Source organism: Nonomuraea antimicrobica, assembly GCF_039536965.1.
GTDB classification, from domain to species: domain Bacteria; phylum Actinomycetota; class Actinomycetes; order Streptosporangiales; family Streptosporangiaceae; genus Nonomuraea; species Nonomuraea antimicrobica.
Window position 1 is genome coordinate 17,387 of the sequence record NZ_BAAAZP010000088.1, and the last position, 19,952, is coordinate 37,338.

General features: G+C 71.4%; 19 protein-coding genes. 7 read left to right on the plus strand and 12 right to left on the minus strand.

Annotation, left to right across the window (positions count from 1 at the left end):
* Positions 1-9: 9 nt before the first annotated feature.
* Both ABD844_RS23000 and ABD844_RS23005 read right to left on the minus strand, forming a co-directional pair.
* Complete coding sequence (locus ABD844_RS23000; RefSeq protein ID WP_344881419.1) at positions 10-1,848, minus strand: serine/threonine-protein kinase; 1,839 nt, start codon at positions 1,846-1,848, stop codon at positions 10-12.
* 36 nt (positions 1,849-1,884) lie between these two features.
* Positions 1,885-2,886, minus strand: a complete 1,002-nt coding sequence (locus ABD844_RS23005; RefSeq protein ID WP_344881422.1) for a hydroxyacid dehydrogenase — start codon at positions 2,884-2,886, stop codon at positions 1,885-1,887.
* A gap of 251 nt (positions 2,887-3,137) precedes the next feature.
* Here ABD844_RS23005 and ABD844_RS23010 point away from each other — a divergent pair, with 251 nt between their 5' ends.
* On the plus strand, positions 3,138-4,277 hold the full coding sequence (locus tag ABD844_RS23010) for a winged helix DNA-binding domain-containing protein (protein WP_344881424.1): 1,140 nt from the start codon (positions 3,138-3,140) through the stop codon (positions 4,275-4,277).
* Here the strand turns inward: ABD844_RS23010 and ABD844_RS23015 are convergent.
* From ABD844_RS23015 to ABD844_RS23025, 3 genes are read right to left on the minus strand one after another with little or no spacing between them, the layout of a single operon-like run.
* Positions 4,248-5,078, minus strand: a complete 831-nt coding sequence (locus ABD844_RS23015; RefSeq protein WP_344881427.1) for a carbohydrate ABC transporter permease — start codon at positions 5,076-5,078, stop codon at positions 4,248-4,250. The two genes, ABD844_RS23010 and ABD844_RS23015, sit on opposite strands and share 30 nt — an antisense overlap.
* Positions 5,075-6,001, minus strand: coding sequence for a carbohydrate ABC transporter permease (locus ABD844_RS23020; RefSeq protein ID WP_344881430.1), 927 nt, complete (start codon positions 5,999-6,001; stop codon positions 5,075-5,077). The genes ABD844_RS23015 and ABD844_RS23020 overlap by 4 nt, the downstream gene beginning before the upstream one ends.
* Complete coding sequence (locus ABD844_RS23025) at positions 5,998-7,248, minus strand: extracellular solute-binding protein (protein WP_344881433.1); 1,251 nt, start codon at positions 7,246-7,248, stop codon at positions 5,998-6,000. The genes ABD844_RS23020 and ABD844_RS23025 overlap by 4 nt, the downstream gene beginning before the upstream one ends.
* 82 nt (positions 7,249-7,330) lie before the next feature.
* On the opposite strand from ABD844_RS23025, the gene ABD844_RS23030 reads away from it, so the two are divergent.
* The 3 genes from ABD844_RS23030 (at position 7,331) to ABD844_RS23040 (ending at position 9,427) form a co-directional block, all read left to right on the plus strand.
* Positions 7,331-8,122 (plus strand): IclR family transcriptional regulator, encoded by a 792-nt coding sequence (locus ABD844_RS23030; protein ID WP_344881436.1) that lies wholly within the window; start codon positions 7,331-7,333, stop codon positions 8,120-8,122.
* Positions 8,119-9,063 (plus strand): sugar kinase, encoded by a 945-nt coding sequence (locus ABD844_RS23035; protein ID WP_344881439.1) that lies wholly within the window; start codon positions 8,119-8,121, stop codon positions 9,061-9,063. The genes ABD844_RS23030 and ABD844_RS23035 overlap by 4 nt, the downstream gene beginning before the upstream one ends.
* A gap of 97 nt (positions 9,064-9,160) precedes the next feature.
* Positions 9,161-9,427 (plus strand): DUF1876 domain-containing protein, encoded by a 267-nt coding sequence (locus tag ABD844_RS23040; RefSeq protein WP_344881442.1) that lies wholly within the window; start codon positions 9,161-9,163, stop codon positions 9,425-9,427.
* Here ABD844_RS23040 and ABD844_RS23045 read toward each other — a convergent pair.
* Genes ABD844_RS23045 through ABD844_RS23065 form a run of 5 tightly spaced genes read right to left on the minus strand, consistent with a single transcriptional unit; the run spans position 9,419 to position 15,836 of the window.
* The gene (locus ABD844_RS23045) at positions 9,419-10,351 is read right to left on the minus strand and encodes a dihydrodipicolinate synthase family protein (RefSeq protein ID WP_344881445.1); all 933 of its coding nucleotides are present in this window, start codon (positions 10,349-10,351) and stop codon (positions 9,419-9,421) included. The genes ABD844_RS23040 and ABD844_RS23045 overlap by 9 nt on opposite strands.
* Positions 10,348-11,337 carry an oligopeptide/dipeptide ABC transporter ATP-binding protein gene (locus tag ABD844_RS23050; protein ID WP_344881448.1) on the minus strand — a complete coding sequence of 330 codons (990 nt, stop codon included), beginning with the start codon at positions 11,335-11,337 and terminating at the stop codon, positions 10,348-10,350. The genes ABD844_RS23045 and ABD844_RS23050 overlap by 4 nt, the downstream gene beginning before the upstream one ends.
* Entirely contained in the window at positions 11,330-13,276 is a 1,947-nt protein-coding gene (locus ABD844_RS23055; protein WP_344881451.1) for a dipeptide/oligopeptide/nickel ABC transporter permease/ATP-binding protein, read from the minus strand. The genes ABD844_RS23050 and ABD844_RS23055 overlap by 8 nt, the downstream gene beginning before the upstream one ends.
* Entirely contained in the window at positions 13,273-14,232 is a 960-nt protein-coding gene (locus tag ABD844_RS23060; RefSeq protein WP_344881454.1) for an ABC transporter permease, read from the minus strand. The genes ABD844_RS23055 and ABD844_RS23060 overlap by 4 nt, the downstream gene beginning before the upstream one ends.
* Entirely contained in the window at positions 14,229-15,836 is a 1,608-nt protein-coding gene (locus ABD844_RS23065) for an ABC transporter substrate-binding protein (RefSeq protein WP_344881456.1), read from the minus strand. The genes ABD844_RS23060 and ABD844_RS23065 overlap by 4 nt, the downstream gene beginning before the upstream one ends.
* A 138-nt stretch (positions 15,837-15,974) precedes the next feature.
* Here ABD844_RS23065 and ABD844_RS23070 point away from each other — a divergent pair, with 138 nt between their 5' ends.
* A complete protein-coding gene (locus ABD844_RS23070) occupies positions 15,975-16,730 on the plus strand; it encodes a FadR/GntR family transcriptional regulator (protein WP_344881458.1) in 756 nt (251 codons plus the stop codon).
* Between the two features lie 136 nt (positions 16,731-16,866).
* Here ABD844_RS23070 and ABD844_RS23075 read toward each other — a convergent pair whose 3' ends face one another.
* A complete protein-coding gene (locus tag ABD844_RS23075; RefSeq protein ID WP_344881461.1) occupies positions 16,867-17,448 on the minus strand; it encodes an HD domain-containing protein in 582 nt (193 codons plus the stop codon).
* Between the two features lie 50 nt (positions 17,449-17,498).
* Here ABD844_RS23075 and ABD844_RS23080 point away from each other — a divergent pair, with 50 nt between their 5' ends.
* Together ABD844_RS23080 and ABD844_RS23085 are read left to right on the plus strand one after the other, a co-directional pair.
* Entirely contained in the window at positions 17,499-18,365 is an 867-nt protein-coding gene (locus tag ABD844_RS23080) for a DUF4429 domain-containing protein (RefSeq protein WP_344881464.1), read from the plus strand.
* Positions 18,366-18,471: 106 nt separating this feature from the next.
* Positions 18,472-18,804: a hypothetical protein gene (locus ABD844_RS23085; RefSeq protein ID WP_344881467.1), complete on the plus strand. Its 333-nt coding sequence runs from the start codon at positions 18,472-18,474 to the stop codon at positions 18,802-18,804.
* A gap of 118 nt (positions 18,805-18,922) precedes the next feature.
* Here the strand turns inward: ABD844_RS23085 and ABD844_RS23090 are convergent, their stop codons facing one another.
* Positions 18,923-19,915, minus strand: a complete 993-nt coding sequence (locus ABD844_RS23090; RefSeq protein WP_425568631.1) for a LacI family DNA-binding transcriptional regulator — start codon at positions 19,913-19,915, stop codon at positions 18,923-18,925.
* Positions 19,916-19,952 lie beyond the last annotated feature (37 nt).

The following is a 19,952-nucleotide window of genomic DNA, read 5'->3' on the forward strand; positions in this document are numbered from 1 at the left end:
GTGGGGCTTCTAGCTGGGGTAGAGCTTGAGCACCTTGCCCTGCGGGCTGGCCACCAGGTACCCGCCGCGGTAGTCGTCGCTGACGTAGACCAGCAGCACCTGTCGCGTCGAGGTGAAGGCGTAGTCGGGGTCCACGATGACGTAGCGGCTGGTGGGCTTGGGCACGCCGAGGTCCTTGTCGGCCCTCCTGAGCAGGGCGGGCAGCTTGTCCCAGTCGAACGTGGACAGGTCCACCAGCGGCGTGTCCACCTCGCCGCCGGTGCGCGGGTCGCCCACCGCGCCGTCGCGGTAGAAGTAGGTGTCGTACAGCTCGGGGTCGCGCTTCAGCGGCGCGTCGACGGTGGCGTACTCCGGGTACACCGTCATCTTGACGACCTTGGTGCCGCCGATGGTCGGCTTCAGCTTGCTGATCAGCCCGCGCATCCCGGCCGGGGTCAGCAGGTTCTCCTTGGCGGCCGGGGTGGTCGGCGTGGTGTCGGGGGTGCGGGGTGAGCCGGTCTCGATGGAGGGGCGCGTCAGCGTGAAGCCGTTGGGGATCGGGGTGCCGCCCTCCCCCGCGTCCTCGGCGGAGGTGCCGGGCAGTAACCGCCACACCAGTACTCCTGCCACCACGACCGCCGACAGCGACGCCGCCACCGCCGCTCCCCGTCCGCCGCGCCGGGGGCGGCGGGTGTTCTGGGTGCCCGAGTGCGGGATCGGCCCCGCGCCCCACGGGGGCTGCTGCGCAGCCGGTCCGCCGTAGCCGGGCGGCATCGTGTGACCGGCGGCGGGTGGCACGGTGTGCCCCCCGCCCGGCGGCATCGGCCCGGGACCAGGACCGGGCACAGGACCGGACCCAGGACCAGGACCAGGAACGGGCCCAGAGACGAAGCCAGGACCGGGAGCTAGGCCAGGACCCGGGACGGGCACAGGACCAGAGCCGGGGCCAGGGCCGGGCACAGGGCCAGAGCCGGAGGTGGGGCCGTGGCCGGGGCCAGGAGCGCGGCCGGGCGCGAAGTGCCAGGGGGGCGGGGGTGGGGCGTGCGGGTCGGCGGCCGCGGCCAGCATCCGGTCGAGGGTCTCCGCGTCGGGCCTGCCCGCCGGGTCGCGCGTGAGCAGGGCGACCAGCACGGGCGTGAGCGTCCCTGCTCGCTCCGGCGGCGGCACGTCCTGGTTGAGCACCGCCGCCAGGGTGGCCAGCGTGGTGCTCCGGCGCAGCGGGTGCCGTCCTTCCACCGCGACGTACAGCATCATGCCGAGCGACCACAGGTCGGAGGCCGGGTCGCCCTCGACGCCGTTGATGCGCTCGGGCGCCATGTACTCCGGCGAGCCGATGAACGACCCGGTGGCCGTCAGGCTCGTCGACTCGCGCATGGCCGCGATGCCGAAGTCGGTCAGCACCGACCTGCCGTCATCCCGCAGCAGCACGTTGGCGGGTTTGACGTCGCGGTGCTGGATGCCGACCGCGTGGGCCGCGCGCAGGGCCGACAGGACCTCGCGGCCGAGCCTGGCCACCTCCACGGACGGCATGGGGCCGCGCTGGATGCGGTCCTGCAGCGAGCCGCCGGTGACCAGCTCCATGACGATCCACGGGTAGCCCTGCTCGCCCGGGTCCACGATGTGGTGGATCGTGGCCACGTGGGGGTGGTTGAGCCTGGCCAGCGCGCGGGCCTCGCGCAGCACCCGCGAGCGCAGCTCACGGGCGTGGGTGGGGTCGTGCTCGTCGATCGAGGGGTCGGGCGGGCGTACTTCCTTGAGCGCGACCTCGCGGTGCAGGGCCACGTCCCAGGCCCGCCACACGAGGCCCATGCCCCCGCCGCCAAGCCGCTCCACGAGCTCGAAGCGGCCGTCGATCACCCGTCTGTGCATGCAGAGCAGCGTAGGGCCAGCGCGCCACGCAAGTCATCAGGCGAGCGTGGCCAACTCCCCGGCCGCCACGCCGTGCGCGAACGGCAGGCCCTTGGCGTATCTGGCCAGCTCGTCCACGGCCAGGTCGGCGAGCCGGGCCAGCTCGCCGCCGAGTGATCCGGCGACGTGCGGGGTGAGCAGCACGTTGGGCAGGTCGAAGAGGGGCGAGCCGGGCGGCAGCGGGTCGGGCTCGGTGACGTCGATCACCGCGTACAGCCGCCCGGAGGCCAGTTCGGCGATGAGCGCCTCCTGGTCGACGAGCGCGCCGCGGGCGGTGTTGATCAGGGTGGCGCCGTCGGGCATCCGCGCCAGGCGGGCGGCGTCGACGAGGTGCCGGGTCTCCGGCAGCGCGGGCGCGTGCACGCTGATCACGTCGCAGCGCTCGAACAGCTCGTCCAGCTCGACGTGCGGCACGCCCAGGTCGTCCGTCAGGTACGGGTCCGCGACGAGCACGTCCAGCTCGAACGGCCGCAGCAGCTCGACCACCCGCCGCCCGATCTTGGACGCGCCGATGATCCCGACCGTGCGCCGGTAGTTGCCGAAGCCGGGGAAGCGCGCGTCGAGGTCGACCCGCGTCCGCTCCTGCCGGTAGAGGCGGGCGCTGTCGAGCACTCGCTTGTTCGCGAACAGGATCGCGGCCAGCGTGTACTCGGCGACGGGCTCGGCGTTGGCCGCCGCCGCGGACGAGACGAGCAGCCCGCGTTCCCAGCACGCCTCGGTGACGTGGTCCTTGACGGACCCGGCCGCGTGCACGATCGCGCGCAGCCGGGGCGCCGCGGCCAGCACCTGGCCGGTGACGGGCGGGCACCCCCAGCCCGTGTAGAGCACCTCGGCCTCGGCCAGCGCCCCGGCCACGGCGGGGTCGGCGAAGTCGGACACCACCAGGTCGGGGTGCACGTCGGCGACGGCGAGCAGGCGGTCGCGCACCGGGCCGGTGATGAGCCGGGGGGCGACCTGAGGGCCCATCGCGAGCAGGGTCTTCGGCCGGGCTTCGGACATCTCACTCCCCCGAACGGCAATTCCGGTCAATTTCGATCATAACGAAAGGCCCGCAGCCCTAAACCGTGCCCGCCGCGTGGCACGTTCCCGAGTTCTTCGGCCCGCCCGCACACCGAGTGGCATGAATTCCTCACAGATCGCGCAATCGCGCGTACCATCGGGCGTTAGAGGCCAAATACCGGCGATCAGCCGGTGTCGCAGGGGCTATTGCGGCCCGGGACCGGCCGCAATAGCCCCTACCCTCTGTTGCCATGGACCCCCTCATCAACCGCCGGGCGCTCAACCGGGCCACGCTGGACAGGCAACACCTGCTGCGCCGCACCGACCGCTCGGTGGCCGAGGTCGTGGAGCACCTGGGCGGGTTGCAGGCGCAGACCCCGCACACCTGGTACACCGGCCTGTGGAACCGCATCGAGGGCTTCGAGGCCGCCGACGCCGCCGCGTTGCTGCTCTCGCGCGACCTCGTCCGCATCGCGCTGCAACGCTCGACCATCCACCTCGTCTCGGCCCGCGACTGCCTGGCCATGCGGCCGCTGCTGCAGCCGGTCACCGAGCGCATGACGCGTACGACGTTCGGCAAGAGACTGGCCGGGGTCGACCTGGACGAGCTGGCGGCGACCGGCAGGGCGCTGCTGGAGGCGCGGCCGATGACGTTCGCCGAGCTGGGCCGGGCACTGGCCGAGCGCTGGCCGGGCAACGACCCGCACGCGCTGGGCCAGGGTGTGCGCTGGCTGGTGCCGCTGGTGCAGGTGCCGCCGCGCGGCGTGTGGGGCAGGAGCGGGCCGGTCGCGCACACCAGCGCGGAGTCCTGGCTGGACGGCTTCGACGCGCCGCCGATGACCCCGGCCGAGCTGGTACGGCGATACCTGGCGGCGTTCGGCCCCGCGTCGGTCATGGACGTGCAGACGTGGTCGGGGCTGACCCGGCTGGGCGAGGTGGTGGAGTCGCTCGACCTGGTCAGGTTCAGGGACGAGACCGGCAGGACCCTGTACGACCTGCCGCAGGCCGTACGCCCCGGCGAGGACGCCCCCGCCCCGCCCCGCCTCATGTACGACTTCGACAACCTCTTCCTCTCCCACGCCGACCGCTCCAGGGTCATCTCGGAGACCGGCGCGGCGGCGCTCAAGGGCTTCGCGGGCACGAACGTGGTGCCGCGCGCCATCCTGGTGGACGGCGTCACGGCCGGCGACTGGACCGTCGCCCGGGCCAAGGGGGTCTCCACCCTCACCCTCCACCAGTGGGAGCCGATCGGGTGCCTGGACGAGGTCGAGGCGGAGGCCCGGCGCCTGCTGGAGTTCCTGGCCCCGGGCGACGAACACCGTGTCTCAGTCCTTGACGGCGTCTCAGTCCTTGACGGCGTCTCAGTCCTTGACGGCGCCTCCAAGCCCTGACACCAGCCGCCGCTGCACGGCCACGAAGAAGATCAGTACGGGGATCGTCATCAGCGTCGAGGCCGCCATGATCCCGCCCCAGTCGTTCTCGTCCGGTTTGAAGAAGACGAGCAGCGCGGCGGGCAGGGTCTGGTTGTCCTTGGCCGAGATGATGAAGGTCCTGGCGAAGATGAAGTCGTTCCACGCGGTGATGAAGGAGAACACGCTGGTCGCCACCAGTCCCGGGGCGACCAGGGGGAACAGGATCCGCCACAGCACGGTCGCCCGCCCGGCCCCGTCGATCATCGCCGCCTCCTCCAGCGCCTCCGGCACGGCGGCCACGAACCCGCGCATCATCCAGATCGCGAACGGCAGCGTGAACGCCAGTTGCACCACCACCAGCGAGGCCAGCGTGTTCAGCAGCCCCAGATCCCTGACCACGAAGAACAGCGGGATCGTCAGAGCCTCCACCGGCACCATCTGCGCGATCAGGAACATGATCAGCACGGTCGTCCGGTAGCGGAACCTGAACCTGGTCACGGCCACCGCGGCGAGGAAGGCCACCGCCGCCGACAGCACGACCACCGCCAGCGCCACACCGGCGCTGTTGAGCAGGTAGCGCCCGAACCCCTCCCCGGTGAGCACCCTGACGAAGTTGTCCAGGGTCGGGTGGGCCGTCCATGGCCGGACGTCGAGCGACTGGATCTCGCCGTCCGGCTTGAGCGCCGAGAGCACCATCCAGTAGAGCGGGAACGCGGTCAGGAACGCGACCACGCAGGCCACGGTGTTGGGCACCAGGCGCCGTCGGGTGACAGGTCTCATAGCCGCTCCCCGCCTCGGTGCAGCGCCCGGATGTAGAACAGGGTGAACACCAGCAGCACGAGCGTCATGACCACGGCGATGGCCGAGCCGAGCCCGTACTCGGAGGAGCCGAAGGCGGTCTGGTAGGCGTACACGTTCAGCACGGTGTTCTGCCCGGCCACGCCGCCGCCGTTGGTCATCACGTAGATCTGCGTGAACACCTTGAAGTCCCAGATGACCGACTGGATGACCACGATCGTGATCAGCGGCCGCAGCATCGGCACGACGACCTTCCAGAACGCCTGCCAGGCCGAGGCCCCGTCGAGCGCCGCCGCCTCCAGCACCGAGCCGGGGACGGCCTGGATGCCCGCGTAGAGCGTCAGCATGACCAGCGGGAACGAGTGCCACACGATGGTCGCCCCGACCACGCCGAAGGTGACCCACCGGTCGTAGAACCAGTTGAACCCGTCGAGCCCGAGCACCTGGTTCACCAGCCCGAGATCGGCGTCGAACAGGAACATCCACACGGTCGAACCGGTCATCGCGGGCGCCGCCCACGCCCCCATCGCGGCCAGCGACAGCGCCATCCTGGGCAGGGGCCCGACCCGGGTCAGCAGCACCGCCAGTGACGCGCCGACCGCCAGCGTGGCCAGCACGAGCGCCGCCGCGAACCCGACCGTCTGGGCCAGCACCTCCCAGAACCGGCCGTCCTCCAGCAGCGCGGCGTAGTTCGCGAACCCCACGAACGTGCTCGGCTGTCCCCCGCTGACCTGGGCCTGGCGGTAGTCGAAGACCGACAGCAGGCCCAGCATGTACACGGGGTAGCCGAACATCGGCACGAGCACGGCCGCCGCCGGCAACAGGTAGAGCCACGGCCGCGCCCGCCCGCGCCGGGAGCCCTCGCGCTCCCTGCGGCCGGCCACGGCCACCGCCTCAGCCGTCACGAGCGGCCGAAGGCCGACTTGACGGCGTCGGCCGCCTCGGTGGTGGCGACGTCCACCGTGGCCTGGCCGGTGGCGATCTTCTGCAGCATCGTGGGGATGACCTTGCCGTTGTCGATCTTCACCCAGGCGGGGTCGATCGGCACGAACCTGGTGCCCTTGGCGACCGTGTCCAGGAACGGCTTGAGGAACGGGTCCTTGGCGGCCAGCTCGTCACGCGCGCCGGTCAGCGTCGGCAGGTTGCCCATGGCCTCGTACATCTTGGTCTGGTACGCCTTGCCGCCCAGCAGCTTGACGAACTCCACGGCCAGCGTCCGGTGCTTGGCGTTCTTCATGACGCCCAGGTTGTTGCCCCCGGCGAAGGCCGGCGCGATCGAGCCCGGGGCCGAGCCGGGCAGGGGGACGACCGCGTACTTGCCGGCCGCCGCCCCTGCGTCCACGGCCGAGCGGCTGAAGTTGCCCAGGATGCCCATGGCCGCCTTGCCACCGGCGAACAGTTCGACGGTCTTGCCGCCGGTGAGCGACACGCACGCCTGCGGCGGGCAGACGTCGTCCGACAGCAGGTCCGTGTACGCCTTGACGCCCTTGCGCGACTCGGGCGAGTCGAGCGCGGTGATGTCGCCGCCCGCGTCCCAGACGAAGGGCAGGGCGCCGAAGGTGTACTCGCCGCCGACGGCGATGCCGTACAGGTCGGGCTTCTTCTCGCGGATCGTGCGGGCGCTCTCGGTCAACTCGGCGATCGACGTCGGGGGCTCCAGCTTCAGCTCGTCGAAGACGTCGGTGCGGTAGTACAGGGCGCGGATGCCGATGAACCAGGGCAGGCCGTACTGCTTGCCGTCCACGGCGGCCGACTTGAGCAGGTCGGGCGTCATGTCCTGGCCTTGCAGGTCGGCCGTCAGGTCGGCGAAACCGCCGGCGGCGGCGTACTCGGCGAGGTCGGTGTTGCCGTACTCGGCGACGTCGGGGGAGCTGGCCGGGTCGTTGAAGGCGCCCTTGAACCTCTCGTGCCGGGCCGGGGTGGTCGGGATGTAGGTGATCTCGACCTGGACGTCCGCGTGCGCGGCGGTGAACTCCTTGATCGCCTCGTTGACGACCTTCTCCTTGGGTGCGCGGTTGGGCTCGTCGTAGAGCCAGACGCGCAGCGTGCCGGTCTTCTCGTCGCCGCCGCCCGAGGCAGGGGCGGTCGAGGGGGCGCAGGCGGCCAGCGCGAGCAGGGCGACGCCGGCGGCAGCATAGTTAAGAAACTTCACTATTACCTCCCGAGCGCGACACTAGGAACCACCGGGCGAGCCGTGAAGCCTTCGGGCAGGTTGTTGTGCAATGCACAACGACATGTTGCATCGCGATTTCGCGGGTATCTTTGACCCTGTGCCAGAACGCAACAGGTCCGCCTCGCTCAGACGCGCCCTGGCCGTGCTGGACCACGTACGCGAGCACTCCGGCCTGTCCCTCACCCAGCTCTCCGAGGAAGTGGGCCTGTCCAAGAGCACGGTGCTGCGGCTGACCGTGCCGCTCGTCGAGGCCAAGCTGCTCGACCGCGACCGCCGCACCGGCGTCTACCGGCTGGGGCACGGCACGCTGCGGCTCGGGCAGGCGTACCTGGCCACGCTCGACCTGCGCGCCGTCGCCGCCGAGGAGTCGCACCGGCTGATGAGCGAGGTGCGCGAGACCGTCCACCTGGTCGTCTACGACCCCCCGCACGTCGTCTACATCGACAAGGTGGAAAACGAGGCCAACGTCCGCATGGCCTCGCGCATCGGCAGCCGCGGCCCCATCCACTCCACCGCCGTGGGCAAGGCCATCCTGGCCTGGCAGCCCGAGGAGGCCCTGGCCGACCTGGCCCTGGAGCCGCGGACGAAGCACACGATCACCGACGTCGAGCGGCTGCGCGTGGAGCTGGCGCACATCAGACGCCGCGGCTACGCGGTCGACGACCGCGAGAACGAACCAGAGGTGCGCTGCGTCGCCGCGCCCATCTTCAACCACCACGACGCCGTCGCCGCGGCCATCTCCGTCTCCGGCCTCACCTCGCGCATCACCGCCGCGCGAGTACGCGAGCTGGGGCCGCTGGTGGCCGGGGCGGCGGCGCGGATCTCAAGAAAGCTGGGTAGCCCGAGCCGATGACCGAGCTGGTGACCTTCGGTGAGACCATGGCGCTGTTCGCCGCCCGCCGCACGGGGCCGATGCGCTTCGCCCGAGACTTCGACCTGGGCCTGGGCGGGGCCGAGTCCAACGTCGCGATCGGCGTGACCCGGCTCGGCCGCGAGGCGGCCTGGGTGGGCCGGGTGGGCGCCGACGAGTTCGGCGACCTGATCCGGGCCACGCTCGCGGGCGAGGGCGTCGACGTGCGCGCGATCCCCGACCCCGCCGCGCCCACCGGGCTGATGATCAAGGGCAGGCGCACGGCCGACCTCATCGACGTGCGCTACTACCGCAAGGACAGCGCGGGCTCCCGCCTGTGCGCCGCCGACCTCGACCCCGGGCTCATCCGGTCGGCCCGGGTGCTGCACGTCTCCGCGATCACGCCCGCGCTGTCGGCGTCGGCGCGCGAGGCCGTACGGCACGCGATGGCCGAGGCGCGGGCCGCCGGGGTGCCGGTCTCGCTCGACGTCAACTACCGCCGGGCCCTGTGGACGCCCGAGGAGGCCGGGGCGTGGCTGCGGCAGGTCGTCGGCGACGTCGACGTGCTGTTCGCGACCGAGGCCGAGGGTCGGCTGATCGCCGACGTCGAAGGGGCGGAAGAGCTGGCCAAGTCGCTGGCGGCGCTGGGGCCGCGGCACGTGCTGATCAAGTTCGGCGCCAAGGGGGCGATGGAGCTGTCGGACGGTGAGGTCCGGCGGGCGGAGCCGTACCGGGTGACCGAGGTCGACTCCGTCGGGGCCGGTGACGCCTTCGCGGCCGGTTGGCTGGCCGACTGGCTGGCGGGGGCCGACCCGGCCGAGCGGCTGGCCACGGCGTGCGCGGCGGGGGCGTTCGCGGTCACCTCCCAGGGCGACTGGGAGAGCCTGCCGCGCCGCGCCGACCTCGATCTCCTGCGCCGCCCCGCCGACGGCGTCAACCGCTGACCGCACTGCCGCGAACCCCGGCTGTGGCGGGGTTTGCGCAGGTCAGCTTTACCTCTGGCCCATCTGGAGAGACCCTGGAGGTGAGGAGGTGGTCGTCATGGAGTACAAACAGTGGAATGTCCAGATCTGGATCAGCGAGGACGACGCCGACGCCGTGACCACGGCCACGGCCGTCCTGTACACCCCGGACGGCAAACGCCACGAGAGCGTGGCGCACGCCCGCCGCAACCCGGACGACCGGCCCGTACCCGGCATCGGGGACGAACTGGCCGTCGGACGGGTCCTGGCGGACCTGGCGTCGAAGCTGATCGAGGACGGCGCGGAAGACGTGGCCCAACTGGCCAGTCCGGCCCGCTCACAGTAGGCCGGCACCCGCCAGGAGCTTGCCGATCCGGCCGACCTCGTCGTCGTTCAGCGGGATCTGCGGGAGCGCGGTGATCGGGCAGTCGATGACGCCGCGCAGGTGCAGCGCGGCCTTGAACGCCCCGAGACCGGCCGAGCTGCCGCCCATGCGCGCGCCGCCGACGCGGACGATCTCGAACAGCCTGGCCAGGCGCTCCTGCTCGGCCCTGGCCGCCTCCCAGTCGCCCCTGGCGGCGCAGCGGTACAGCTCGGCGTAGCCCTGCGGGTCCACGTTGCCCAGCCCGGGCACCACGCCGTCGGCGCCCATCCAGAGCGCCGAGTCCACGGTCACCTCTGACCCGGTGAGCACGCTGAACGGCGCCTGCCGCCCCATGATGACCCGTCGCAGGCCGCTTTCGTCGCCGCTGGAGTCCTTCACCCCGGCCAGCGCGCCCTCGGCGGCCAGGTCGAGCACCAGGCCCGCGTCCAGCTTGACGTGCACGGAGACCGGCAGGTCGTAGGCGTAGACCGGCAGCCCGGTCCGCGCCGCGAGGGTCCTGAAATGGGTGCGGATCTCCTCCGGATGCGTACGCGTGTAGAAGGGCGCCGTCGCCACCAGCCCCGTCGCCCCGGCCTCGATCGCGACCCGCGCGTGCTCCAGCACCCGCGGCGTGGTCATGTCGATCACCCCGGCCAGCACCGGCACCTGCCCGGCCACGTGTCCGACCACGGTGTCCAGCACCGTCCGCCGCTGCCCGTCGGTCAGGTACGCCACCTCCGATGTGGAACCAAGCACGAACAGCCCGTCCACACCGCCGTCGACCAGATGATCGACCAGCCGCACCAGAGACGCCGTGTCCACCGAGAAGTCAGGGTTCAGGGGGGTGCACACCGGGGGGATGACACCGGTCAGCGTCGCGGACTCGGCGGTGTGGGATTTCGTCATACACGCTCCTGGATCAGCTCGAGATCGGTCGCTCCCGCCGCCACCGGATGATGGCAGTGGAAGAGGTGCCCCGCCTCTGCCCGCGCGAGCGGCCATTCGGCGGCACAGATGTCATCTGCCCGCCAGCACCGCGTGCGGAACGGGCACCCGCTGGGCGGTTTGGTGGCCGAGGGCACGACGCCCACCAGCGGGATCGGGTTGATCGGCGAGATCAGCCCGGGAGTGGCCGAGAACAGCGCCCGCGTGTACGGATGCCGCGCCCCCAGCGGCACCGACTGCGCCGGGGTCTGCTCGACGATCCGCCCGAGGTACATGGTGACCACGCGGTCGCTCATCCTGCGTACGGTCTGGATGTCGTGCGAGATGAACACCACGGCCAGCCCGAGCCGGGACTTCAGGTCGAGCAGCAGGTTGAGGATCTGGGCGCGTACCGACACGTCGAGGGCGCTGGTCGGCTCGTCGGCCACGACCAGCTCGGGCTCCAGGGCGAGGGCCCTGGCCACGGCGACGCGCTGGCGCTGGCCGCCGGAGAGCTGGCTCGGCAGCGCGTCCGCCGCGCTCGCGGGCAGACCCACCAGTTCGAGCAGCTCACGTACGCGGGCCTCACGCTGGGCGGCGGTGCCGCGGTTGTGCACGTTGAGCGGGTCGCGCAGCACCTGCCGGACGGGCAGGCGCCGGTTGAGCGCCGTGGACGGGTCCTGGAAGATCATCCCGACGCTCGACCCGATCAGCTCCCGCCGCTCGCGCTCCTTCAGCGTCCACAGGTCGCGTCCGCGGAAGCTCACCGTGCCCGAGGTCGGCCGCTGCAGCCCCACCAGCACCTTGGCCAGCGTGGACTTGCCGCACCCCGACTCCCCCACGACGCCGACCGTCTCGCCCGGCGCGACCACGAGGTCGGCGGCGGTCAGCGCGTGGACCCGGTCGCGCGAGAACACGCCGCCGGAGCGGGCCTTGTGCACGACGTGCACGTCTTTCAGCTCAAGCACGCTGCTCACTCCTCACCAGCGCCTGCGCCGGATGGTGGCAGGCCACCGCGTGGGTGTCGTCCCCCTCCAGGGCGGGCCTGTCGGTACGGCACACGTCCGAGGCCATCGGGCACCGGTCGGCGAACCGGCAGCCGGGCGGGAAGTCGGCGGGCGCCGGCACCACGCCCGGGATCTGGGTGAGCCGCTCGGCACCCGCCTCCAGCGACAGCACCGAGCCCAGCAGGCCCCGGGCGTAGTGGTGGGCGGGCTGGCCGACCAGGGTCGCCGTGACGCCGGTCTCGACGATCTGGCCGCCGTACATGACGACCACGCGGTCGGTCACGTCGGCCACCAGCGCCAGGTCGTGGGAGACGAGGATCAGCGCGAACCCCAGCTCCTCCCGCAGCCGCAGCAGCAGCTCGATGACCTGGGCCTGCACGGTCACGTCGAGAGCGGTGGTGGGCTCGTCGGCGACGATCAGCTTGGGGTCGCGCGAGAGCGCCATCGCGATCAGCACGCGCTGCCGCTGCCCGCCCGACAGCTCGTGCGGGTAGGACGACAGCGTGCGGCGGGCGTCGAGGCCGACGAGTTCGAGCAGCTCGGTGGGGCTGCGCCGGCCGCCGCGCCGGGTGAGCTGCTTGAGCTGGGCCCTGATGGTCATGGCCGGGTTCAGCGAGGAGAGGGCGTCCTGGTAGATCATCGCCATCTCGTGCCCGAGCAGGCGGCGGCGGGCGCGGCGCGACTCGGCGAGCAGCTCGCGCCGGTCGAAGCGGATGTGGCCGCTGACGCGGGCGTTGCGGGGTTGCAGGCCCATGATGGTCAGCGCGGTCAGCGACTTGCCGCAGCCGGATTCGCCGACCAGGCCGAGCACCTCGCCGGGGCGTACCTCGAAGCCGATGCCGTCCACGATGTCCACGCCCTCGGCGAACCCGATCCGCAGCCGCTCGACCTTGAGGATCGGCGGGCCCTGCGGCAGCGGGCGGGCCCGCTCGGCCAGCCTGCGCGCGGCCTCGGCCAGGCCGGGCAGCTCGACGACCTCGCCGGAGCCGGGCCGGGCCTGCTCGAACTCGTCGTCCTTGCGCGCGGCGGCCTTGCGGGCGGCCGGCGCGGCCCAGGCGTCGGCGATGCTCTCGGACAGGATGTTGAGCGCGAGCACCGTGATGAGGATCAGCAGGCCGGGGAAGACCGTGGCCCACCAGCCGCCGAGCAGCACCATGTTCTTGCCGTCGGCGATGACGCTGCCCCACGACGGGTTCGGCGGGCGCACTCCGGCCCCGATGAACGACAGCGACGCCTCGAACACGATCGCGTCGGCCACCATCACCGTGCAGAACACCAGCACCGGCGCCGCGCAGTTGATCGCGACGTGCTTGACGATGATGTGCGTCGTACGGGCGCCGATGATGCGTTCGGCCGCGACGTAGTCCTCGCCGTACTGGGCCAGGACGTTGGCCCGCACCACCCGGGCCACGGACGGCATGTAGAGGAAGGCTATGGCCATGACCAGCACGGAGATGCTCCCGCCGAACACCGCCACGAGCACCGCGGCCAGCGCGATGCCGGGGAAGGCCATGACGACGTCGAGCAGGCGCATGATGGTCTCGTCCACGGCCCGGCGCGAGGTGGCCGCGGCCGCGCCGACGACCGCGCCGGCCACGAGGGCGAGCCCGGTGGCACCGAGGCCGATGATGAGCGACCAGCGGGCGCCGTACAGGAGCCTGGACAGGATGTCGCGGTTGGCGCTGTCGAGCCCCATCCAGTGCTCGGCCGACGGGCCGCCGCCCGTGGCCTGCTGGAAGTACGGCGAGTGCGGCGCGATCCACGGCGCCAGCACCGCGGCCAGCACGACCAGCGCGACGACGCCCACCGCCACCCACGACAGCGGCGTCAACCGGCGGAACCCGAAGCCGGGCCGCGACAGGCGCTCCGCCAGCCCGCCCCGCCACTGGAACTGTCTCATGTGGCGCTCCTGAGGCGGGGGTTGAGCAGCAGGTAGAGGATGTCGACGGCCAGGTTGACGACCATGAAGCCGACCGCGATGGTCAGCACCACGCCCTGGACGACGGCCGGGTCGCCGTCGCGGACCGCGTTGATCATGAGCTGGCCCATGCCGGGCAGCCCGTAGATCGTCTCGATGACCACGGTGCCGCCGATCAGGTAGCCGATGCGCAGGCCCAGCACGGTCAGCGGGGTGATGAGGGCGTTGCGCAGCACGTTACGGCCGACGACCACGATCATCGGCAGGCCGCTGCCGATCGCGGTGCGTACGTAGTCCCTGTCCAGCTCCTCCACCATCGACGTGCGGATGATGCGGGTGAGCTGGGCGGCGATCGGCAGCGACAACGACAGGGCGGGCAGCGTCATCGACTGCAGCCACCCCACGGTCGAGTCGGCCGGGTTGATGTAGCCGCTGGTCGGGAACAGTCCCTCGCCGACGGCCAGGTACTGGATCATCAGCAGCGCCAGCCAGAACGGCGGCGCGGCCACCCCCACCAGCGACACCACCCGGATCACCTGGTCGGGCCAGCGGTCACGGAAGAGCGCCGCGGTGACCCCGAACGCCACCGACAGCACCACCGCCACGGCCAGGCCGAGGAACGTGAGCTGCAACGTCAGCGGCAGCGCGGTCGTGACCGACTCGATGACCGGCTTCTTCGTCAGCACGCTGGTGCCCATGTCGCCCTGTGCCAGCTCGGCGACGAAGCGCACGTACCGGACGGGGAGCGGGTCCAGCAGGCCGTTCTCGACCTGGAACTGGTGGATCTGCTCGGGGGTCGGGTTCGCGCCCTGGAAGTAGGCGTACTCCGGCTTGCTGTTGGAGAAGCGCATGACGATGAACACGAACGCGATCACGCCGAGCACCAGCGGGATCAGGATGAGGAGCCGCCGCAGCAGCATCCGGGCGACGAGCGTCATGTCCTCTTGGCCTGCAGCAGGTTGATGCCCGGGTAGGGCTGGGCGCGGATGCCGGAGAGCTTCTTCGGGTCCCAGGCCGTCATCAGCTCATTGTGCACGACCGGGTAGAGGATGGCCTGCTCGGCGACGAAGTCGAGGTAGGCGTGGATCAGCGTGGTGCGCTTGGCCTTGTCGGTCTCCTTGCCGGCCTCGTCCATCATGGCGAAGAGCTTGTCGGCGTCCTTGGTGCCGTCCCAGTGGCTGTACTTCATCCACAGGCCGCCGGGCACGTAGTTGTAGTGCAGGATCAGGTCGGCGTCCATGCCGAACTGGTTGGGGTTCGAGGCGGCGGCGACCACCTGGTAGTCCTGGAACTGGTCCATCTTGGTGAACAGCGCGGCGGTGTCCTGCGGCTCCAGCGTGGTCTTGACGCCGATGGCCTCCCAGGAGGCGGCGATGGTCGGCAGGCAGTCGACGATCCAGCTCACGTTCACGGCCATGAGGTTGATCGTCAGGTCGCTGACGCCGGCCTCCTTCAGCAGCGCCTTGGCCTTCTCCGGGTCGTAGTCGTAGACGACCGAGGCGCGCTTGTGGTCGGGGTGGCCCTCGTTGAGGAAGGAGCTGGAGGCCGTGCCGTGGCCCTTGAGCGCCACGTCGATCATCTTCTGCTTGTCGATTGCGTAGTGCAGGGCCTGGCGCACCCGTATGTCGTCGAACGGCTTGGCGCCCGTGTTGAACATCAGGAACATGTGGTTCATGCCCTTGCCGCCCTCGACCGTCAGGCCCTGCTGCTTGAGCTGGTCGACGTTCGCGTACGGGATGTTGTCGGAGATCTGCGCCTCGGCGGAGCCGCCGGAGATCTTGGCCACGCGGGCGGCGGCGTCCACGATCGTCAGCCAGTTCATCTTCTTGACCGTGGCAGGACGCGGCCCGTTGTAGCCGTCGAACGCCTCGAACGCGGTGTTGGACTTGGGGTTGTGCGCCGTCAGCTTGTACGGCCCCGAGCCCACCGCCTTGCCGCTCTTGGCCTGGTCCCACGCGCCCGGCTGGCTGAACACGTGCTTGGGCATGATCTTCGCGATCGTCAGCCGGGGCGCAGCGTCGGGGAAGGCGAACTTGAACACCAGCTCCACGCTCTTGTCGTCGACCTTCCGCACCTCCTGCAGCCAGGACTTGAAGAAGTTGCCGATCAGCACGTTCGCCTCGGGGTCGAGGATGCGCTCAAAGGTGAACAGCACGTCGTCGACGGTGACCGGCTGTCCGTCGTGCCACTTGGCGCCGTCTCTGAGGGTGAACTTCCACGTGGTCGCGTTCAGGTCGGCGGGCAGCGCGGTGGCCAGCGCCGGGTACGGCTCGCGCGTGATCGGGTCGGTGTCGAGCAGGCCCTCGTAGACGTGGCCGATCCCGGCCACCGCGAACGCCGAGGCGGTCTGCGTGGGGTCCCAGCTCTGGTCGTTGCCGTACCCGATGACGGCGGTGACGAGGTCCTTGTTGGATCCCGCGCCGACCGACCCGGTCGAGGCGGGGCCACCGGAACACGCGGAGATCGTGGCCGCGATGAACGCCGCCGCTCCCGTCGCCCCGCTGTAACGCAGGAAGTCGCGGCGACTGAACTCAGAGCTCACGGATGCCTCCTGGAGGTAAGACATAGAACGTGGGACATCCCATGTCCTATCTTGTGCGTAAGGTGGACGCTAAACGCAGCCCCTGCTTGAGGTCAACGGAAGATTTCCGGATTGTTACCTAGGACGAAAGGATTCTTCATGGCCACCGCCCCGCGTCCGGCGCGTCCCAGTCGCGCCATCGAGGCCCAGGAGGGCGTCAAAGACCTCATCCTCAGACGCGGGCTGATGGCGGGCGACCCCCTTCCCACCGAATCCGAGCTGATGGAGGAGCTTCAGGTCAGCCGCAACTCCATCCGGGAGGCGCTGAAGGCCCTTCAGGCGGTCGGCATCGTCGACATCCGCCACGGCTTCGGCATGTTCGTGGGCAGCATGTCCCTGGCGGGCCTGGTGAACGAGCTGACCTTCCACAGCCGCATCACGCTCCAGAACGGCGCGAACCACCTCGCCCACCTGGTCGAGATCCGCGAGATCCTGGAGAGCGGCCTCATGGAACGCCTCATCGAGCTGGGCCCCCAGGCCGACCTGACCGCGGTCGCCGACGTCATGGCCAGGATGGAGGCCGAGGCGGAGGCCGGCCTGGTCTCCCCCGAGACCGACCGCCTCTTCCACGACCTGCTCTACCGCCCGCTCGGCAACCCCGTGGTGAGCCGGCTCCTGGGCGCGTTCTGGGAGGTGTACTACCAGCTCCGCGACGCGCTGGGGGCGCCGGACGAACCGCCCGCCGACGTCGCCAAACGGCACCGCGACATCCACTCGGCCGTGGTCAAGGGCGACCGGGCCGCCGCCGTGGCCGCCGTGCACGCGCACTTCGAGGGCGTACGCAACCGGGCGGCCAGGATCGGGCGGCACGAACCCACCGACCCGCCGGCACACCCGGCCGGCGAGCCCGGCTGAGCGGGCCAGGCTGAGCGGGCCAGGCTGAGCGGGCCAGGCTGAGCGGGCCAGGCTGAGCGGGCCAGGCTGAGCGGGCCAGGCTGAGCGGGCCAGGCTGAGCGGGCCGGCTTGGCGTGCCCGGCTGGGATGAGCCCGGCTAGGCGGGCCAGCGCTCCACCCGCCGCCACCGCGCCCGCCACTCCCCGAACCACCGCGCGAACCACGGGTGCGTCCCGGCCAGCGGCATGATGTACGCGACCGTCTCCAGGTAGTAGCGCCGCTGGAACCGCCACGGCATCCGCTGCAGCTCCTGGACGTTGCTCACCCGGTCGGCGAGCTTCACCAGCACGGCCCGCGGCGGCGCCTTCACCAGCGAGGCCAGGTGGTCGGCCTTCGCGCCGCCGGCGGGCTTGGTGACCCACCGCACGAGCGCCGCCACCTCGGGACCGAACCGCCGCGCGAGGTCCCCCTCGGTGCACGAGGTGTCCTCCAGGACGTCGTGCAGCACGATCGCGACCAGCACGTCACGGTCGCTCAGCTTCGCCCCGGAAACGGCCACCTCCAGAGCCTCCAGCAGATGCTCCTGGTACGGCCGCCCGGTGGGCCGCTGCTGCACCCCGTGCTTGCGCCGGGCGAAGGCGACCGCGTCGCGCAGAGCGTCCACGGTGGTGGCCGGCAGCGCCGCGCCGAGCGGACCCTGCGCGTGCGCCCAGGACGGCCAGCTCGTGAAGATCTCCATCCCGCTCCTTCGTCTGTGATCGTGCCGCAAGCGTGTCCTAGGCTGAGAATATGGCCGAGATCGCCGTCCCAGACGGGTCGTGGACGTTCAATGGGGAAATGCTGCGGATCATCCCCGGCAGCGGGAAAGACGTCCACGAGTTGCGCCGGACTCTCGGCGAGGTGACCGTGCCACTGGAGGCGGTGGCCGGGGTGACGTTCGAGCCCGCGCGCAAGGGTGGCCACCTGCGGCTGCGGCTGCGTAAGGGCGCCGACGCGCTGTCCGACGTGGTCGCCGGGTCGCTGGAGCCGCCGGCCGACCCGTACCGGCTGGCCGTGCCGAAGGCGCGGGCGGGTGCCGCCGAATACTTCGCCGACGAGGTCCGCGACACCCTGCTCGTCTACCAGACGCCGAACGGCCCCTGCGACGACTACCTCCTGCCCGTCCCCGACGTGCCGATCTCGGCCACGGCCGGCGACGGCACGGCGATCTTTGACGGCGAGCGCGTGCGGCTGGAGTGGACCGGGTTCGCCGGCACGGCCAAGGAGGAGGCGGGGCCGCAGGAATACCCGCTGTCCGACGTGTCAGGCGTGGAGTGGAAGCCGCAGTCCGGCATGGGCTACGGCACGCTGCGCCTCCGGATCAAGGGCGAGGTCCCCACCAAGTCGCCGCAGAAGGACCTGCGCTGCGTGTGCTGGGGCATCCAGCGCTTCGGCGGCACGACCGCCCTGGTCGCCGCGGCCGTCCTGGCCCGGTTGCCGCGCGAGCTGCCCGAGTCGCCCGCGGCTCTCCCGCCGTCCGCGGTCTCCGACGACGTGCACGACGCGGTCCTGCGCCGCCTGGCGGAGCTGGGGCAGTTGCACAGGTCGGGGGTGCTGACCGACGAGGAGTTCGCGACGGCCAAGCAGGCCATGATCCGCCGCCTCCAGGAGTCGTGACCCGTCCGCTCCGAGCGGGGCGCCGTTTAATCGATGGGAATGTCGCCACTCCTTGCGTACGATCGACTGCGGAAAGTGATGGTCGATCCTTTCGCAAGGAGGGGTAATGTTCACCGGAATGCGCATCGCGGCGGCGACCGCCGGAGCCTTCGCGCTCCTGTCCGCGGGGCTGCCGTCGTCCGCCTCGGCGCGGGCCACGGTCCTGCGCTGCGTCACGTTCGTCCACGCCCAAGACCGTGACCTGGGCATCGCCGCCTGCCACAACCCGACCGGCCGCACCTGGATCTTCCGCGCCGTGGTGGTCTGCGGCCGGGCCCCCGACGTGGTGGGCGAGTGGGTGACGCTGCCGCCGGGCGGGTCGGGCGAGTCGCAGGGCTACTGCGGCGGCATCTTCACCAGCGGCGTCGGCGCGGTCGGAGTGGACGAGCGCCCGGCCTGACCACGGTAGCTCCGATCTGGGGGCACAGACCCCGGCCCCCAGATCGAAAAGCACCCAGATCGGGGGACGCCCAGATCGGGGGACGCCCAGATCGGGGGACGCCCAGATCGGAAAGCGCTCAGGTCGGGAGACTCGGTGGGAGTTCGCCCGAGCCGCGCACCATCAGCCGCACCGGGAGCTCGATGTGCTCCGGCGGCCCCCCGTCCCCCCGCAACCGGCGAAACAGCAGCTCGGCCGCCACCCGCCCCATCCACGCCGGATCCTGCGCCACCACGCTCACCCCCGGGTCCAGCAGGTCGGCCAGCTCGAAGTCGTCGAACCCGACCAGCGCCACCCGCCGCCCCGCCAGCGCCCGCAGGGTGGTCACGGTGTAACGCCCGTTGCCGGTGAACAGCGCCGTCGGCGGGTCGTCGAGGGCGAACATGCGGCCCAGGTCCCCGCGGACCGCCTCCTCCGACGGCGGCCGCATCGACACGAGCCGCTCGTCGAAGAGCCCGCCCAGCTCCTCCTGGTAGCCGCGCAGCCGCTCGGAGGCGGTGAAGATCGCCGCGTCGTCGCCGAGGAAGGCGATCCTGCGGTGCCCGTAGCCGAGGAGGTGCCGGACGGCGTGCCGGGCCCCGCCCGCGTTGTCGGCGAGCACGGTGTCCACGTCGAGCCCCGCCCCCGGCGGCCGGTCCGCGAACACCACGGGCGTGCCCGCCTCCAGCTCCGGCCTCAGGTACGTGTGGTCGTCGCCCGCGGGCACCACGATCAGCCCGTCCACCCGCCGCGCGCAGAACGTCTCGACCAGCTCGCGCTCCCGCCCAGGCTCCTCCCCGGACGAGCCGCTCAGCAGCAGGCAGCCGTGGTCGATCACCACGGCCTCCACGGCCCGGCTCAGACCCGAGTAGAACGGGTCCGCCACGTCCTCGATGACCAGCCCGATCGTGGCGGTCGTGCCCCTGCGCAGCACCCGCGCGCTCTCGTTGCGGCTGTAGCCCAACTGGTCGATGGCCGCGCGTACGCGCTCGGCGGTGGCCGGGTGCACGCCTGGCTCACCGTTCACGACGCGGGAGACGGTCTTGAGCGCCACGCCCGCCGCCGAGGCGACGTCCTTCATCGTCGGTCTCACGCCAGGATCATTTCCTACTTCCGACGAGGTAGACAAC

Excerpts from the sequence above, each read along its gene's own strand:
- ABD844_RS23035 (WP_344881439.1), top strand. The coding sequence starts at position 8,119 with ATGACCGAGCTGGTGACCTTCGGTGAGACCATGGCGCTGTTCGCCGCC.
- ABD844_RS23005 (WP_344881422.1), bottom strand. The coding sequence starts at position 2,886 with ATGTCCGAAGCCCGGCCGAAGACCCTGCTCGCGATGGGCCCTCAGGTC.
- ABD844_RS23030 (WP_344881436.1), top strand. The coding sequence starts at position 7,331 with ATGTTGCATCGCGATTTCGCGGGTATCTTTGACCCTGTGCCAGAACGC.
- ABD844_RS23010 (WP_344881424.1), top strand. The coding sequence starts at position 3,138 with ATGGACCCCCTCATCAACCGCCGGGCGCTCAACCGGGCCACGCTGGAC.
- ABD844_RS23015 (WP_344881427.1), bottom strand. The coding sequence starts at position 5,078 with ATGAGACCTGTCACCCGACGGCGCCTGGTGCCCAACACCGTGGCCTGC.
- ABD844_RS23075 (WP_344881461.1), bottom strand. The coding sequence starts at position 17,448 with ATGGAGATCTTCACGAGCTGGCCGTCCTGGGCGCACGCGCAGGGTCCG.
- ABD844_RS23045 (WP_344881445.1), bottom strand. The coding sequence starts at position 10,351 with ATGACGAAATCCCACACCGCCGAGTCCGCGACGCTGACCGGTGTCATC.
- ABD844_RS23000 (WP_344881419.1), bottom strand. The coding sequence starts at position 1,848 with ATGCACAGACGGGTGATCGACGGCCGCTTCGAGCTCGTGGAGCGGCTT.
- ABD844_RS23055 (WP_344881451.1), bottom strand. The coding sequence starts at position 13,276 with ATGAGACAGTTCCAGTGGCGGGGCGGGCTGGCGGAGCGCCTGTCGCGG.
- ABD844_RS23085 (WP_344881467.1), top strand. The coding sequence starts at position 18,472 with ATGTTCACCGGAATGCGCATCGCGGCGGCGACCGCCGGAGCCTTCGCG.
- ABD844_RS23080 (WP_344881464.1), top strand. The coding sequence starts at position 17,499 with ATGGCCGAGATCGCCGTCCCAGACGGGTCGTGGACGTTCAATGGGGAA.
- ABD844_RS23040 (WP_344881442.1), top strand. The coding sequence starts at position 9,161 with ATGGAGTACAAACAGTGGAATGTCCAGATCTGGATCAGCGAGGACGAC.
- ABD844_RS23060 (WP_344881454.1), bottom strand. The coding sequence starts at position 14,232 with ATGACGCTCGTCGCCCGGATGCTGCTGCGGCGGCTCCTCATCCTGATC.
- ABD844_RS23070 (WP_344881458.1), top strand. The coding sequence starts at position 15,975 with ATGGCCACCGCCCCGCGTCCGGCGCGTCCCAGTCGCGCCATCGAGGCC.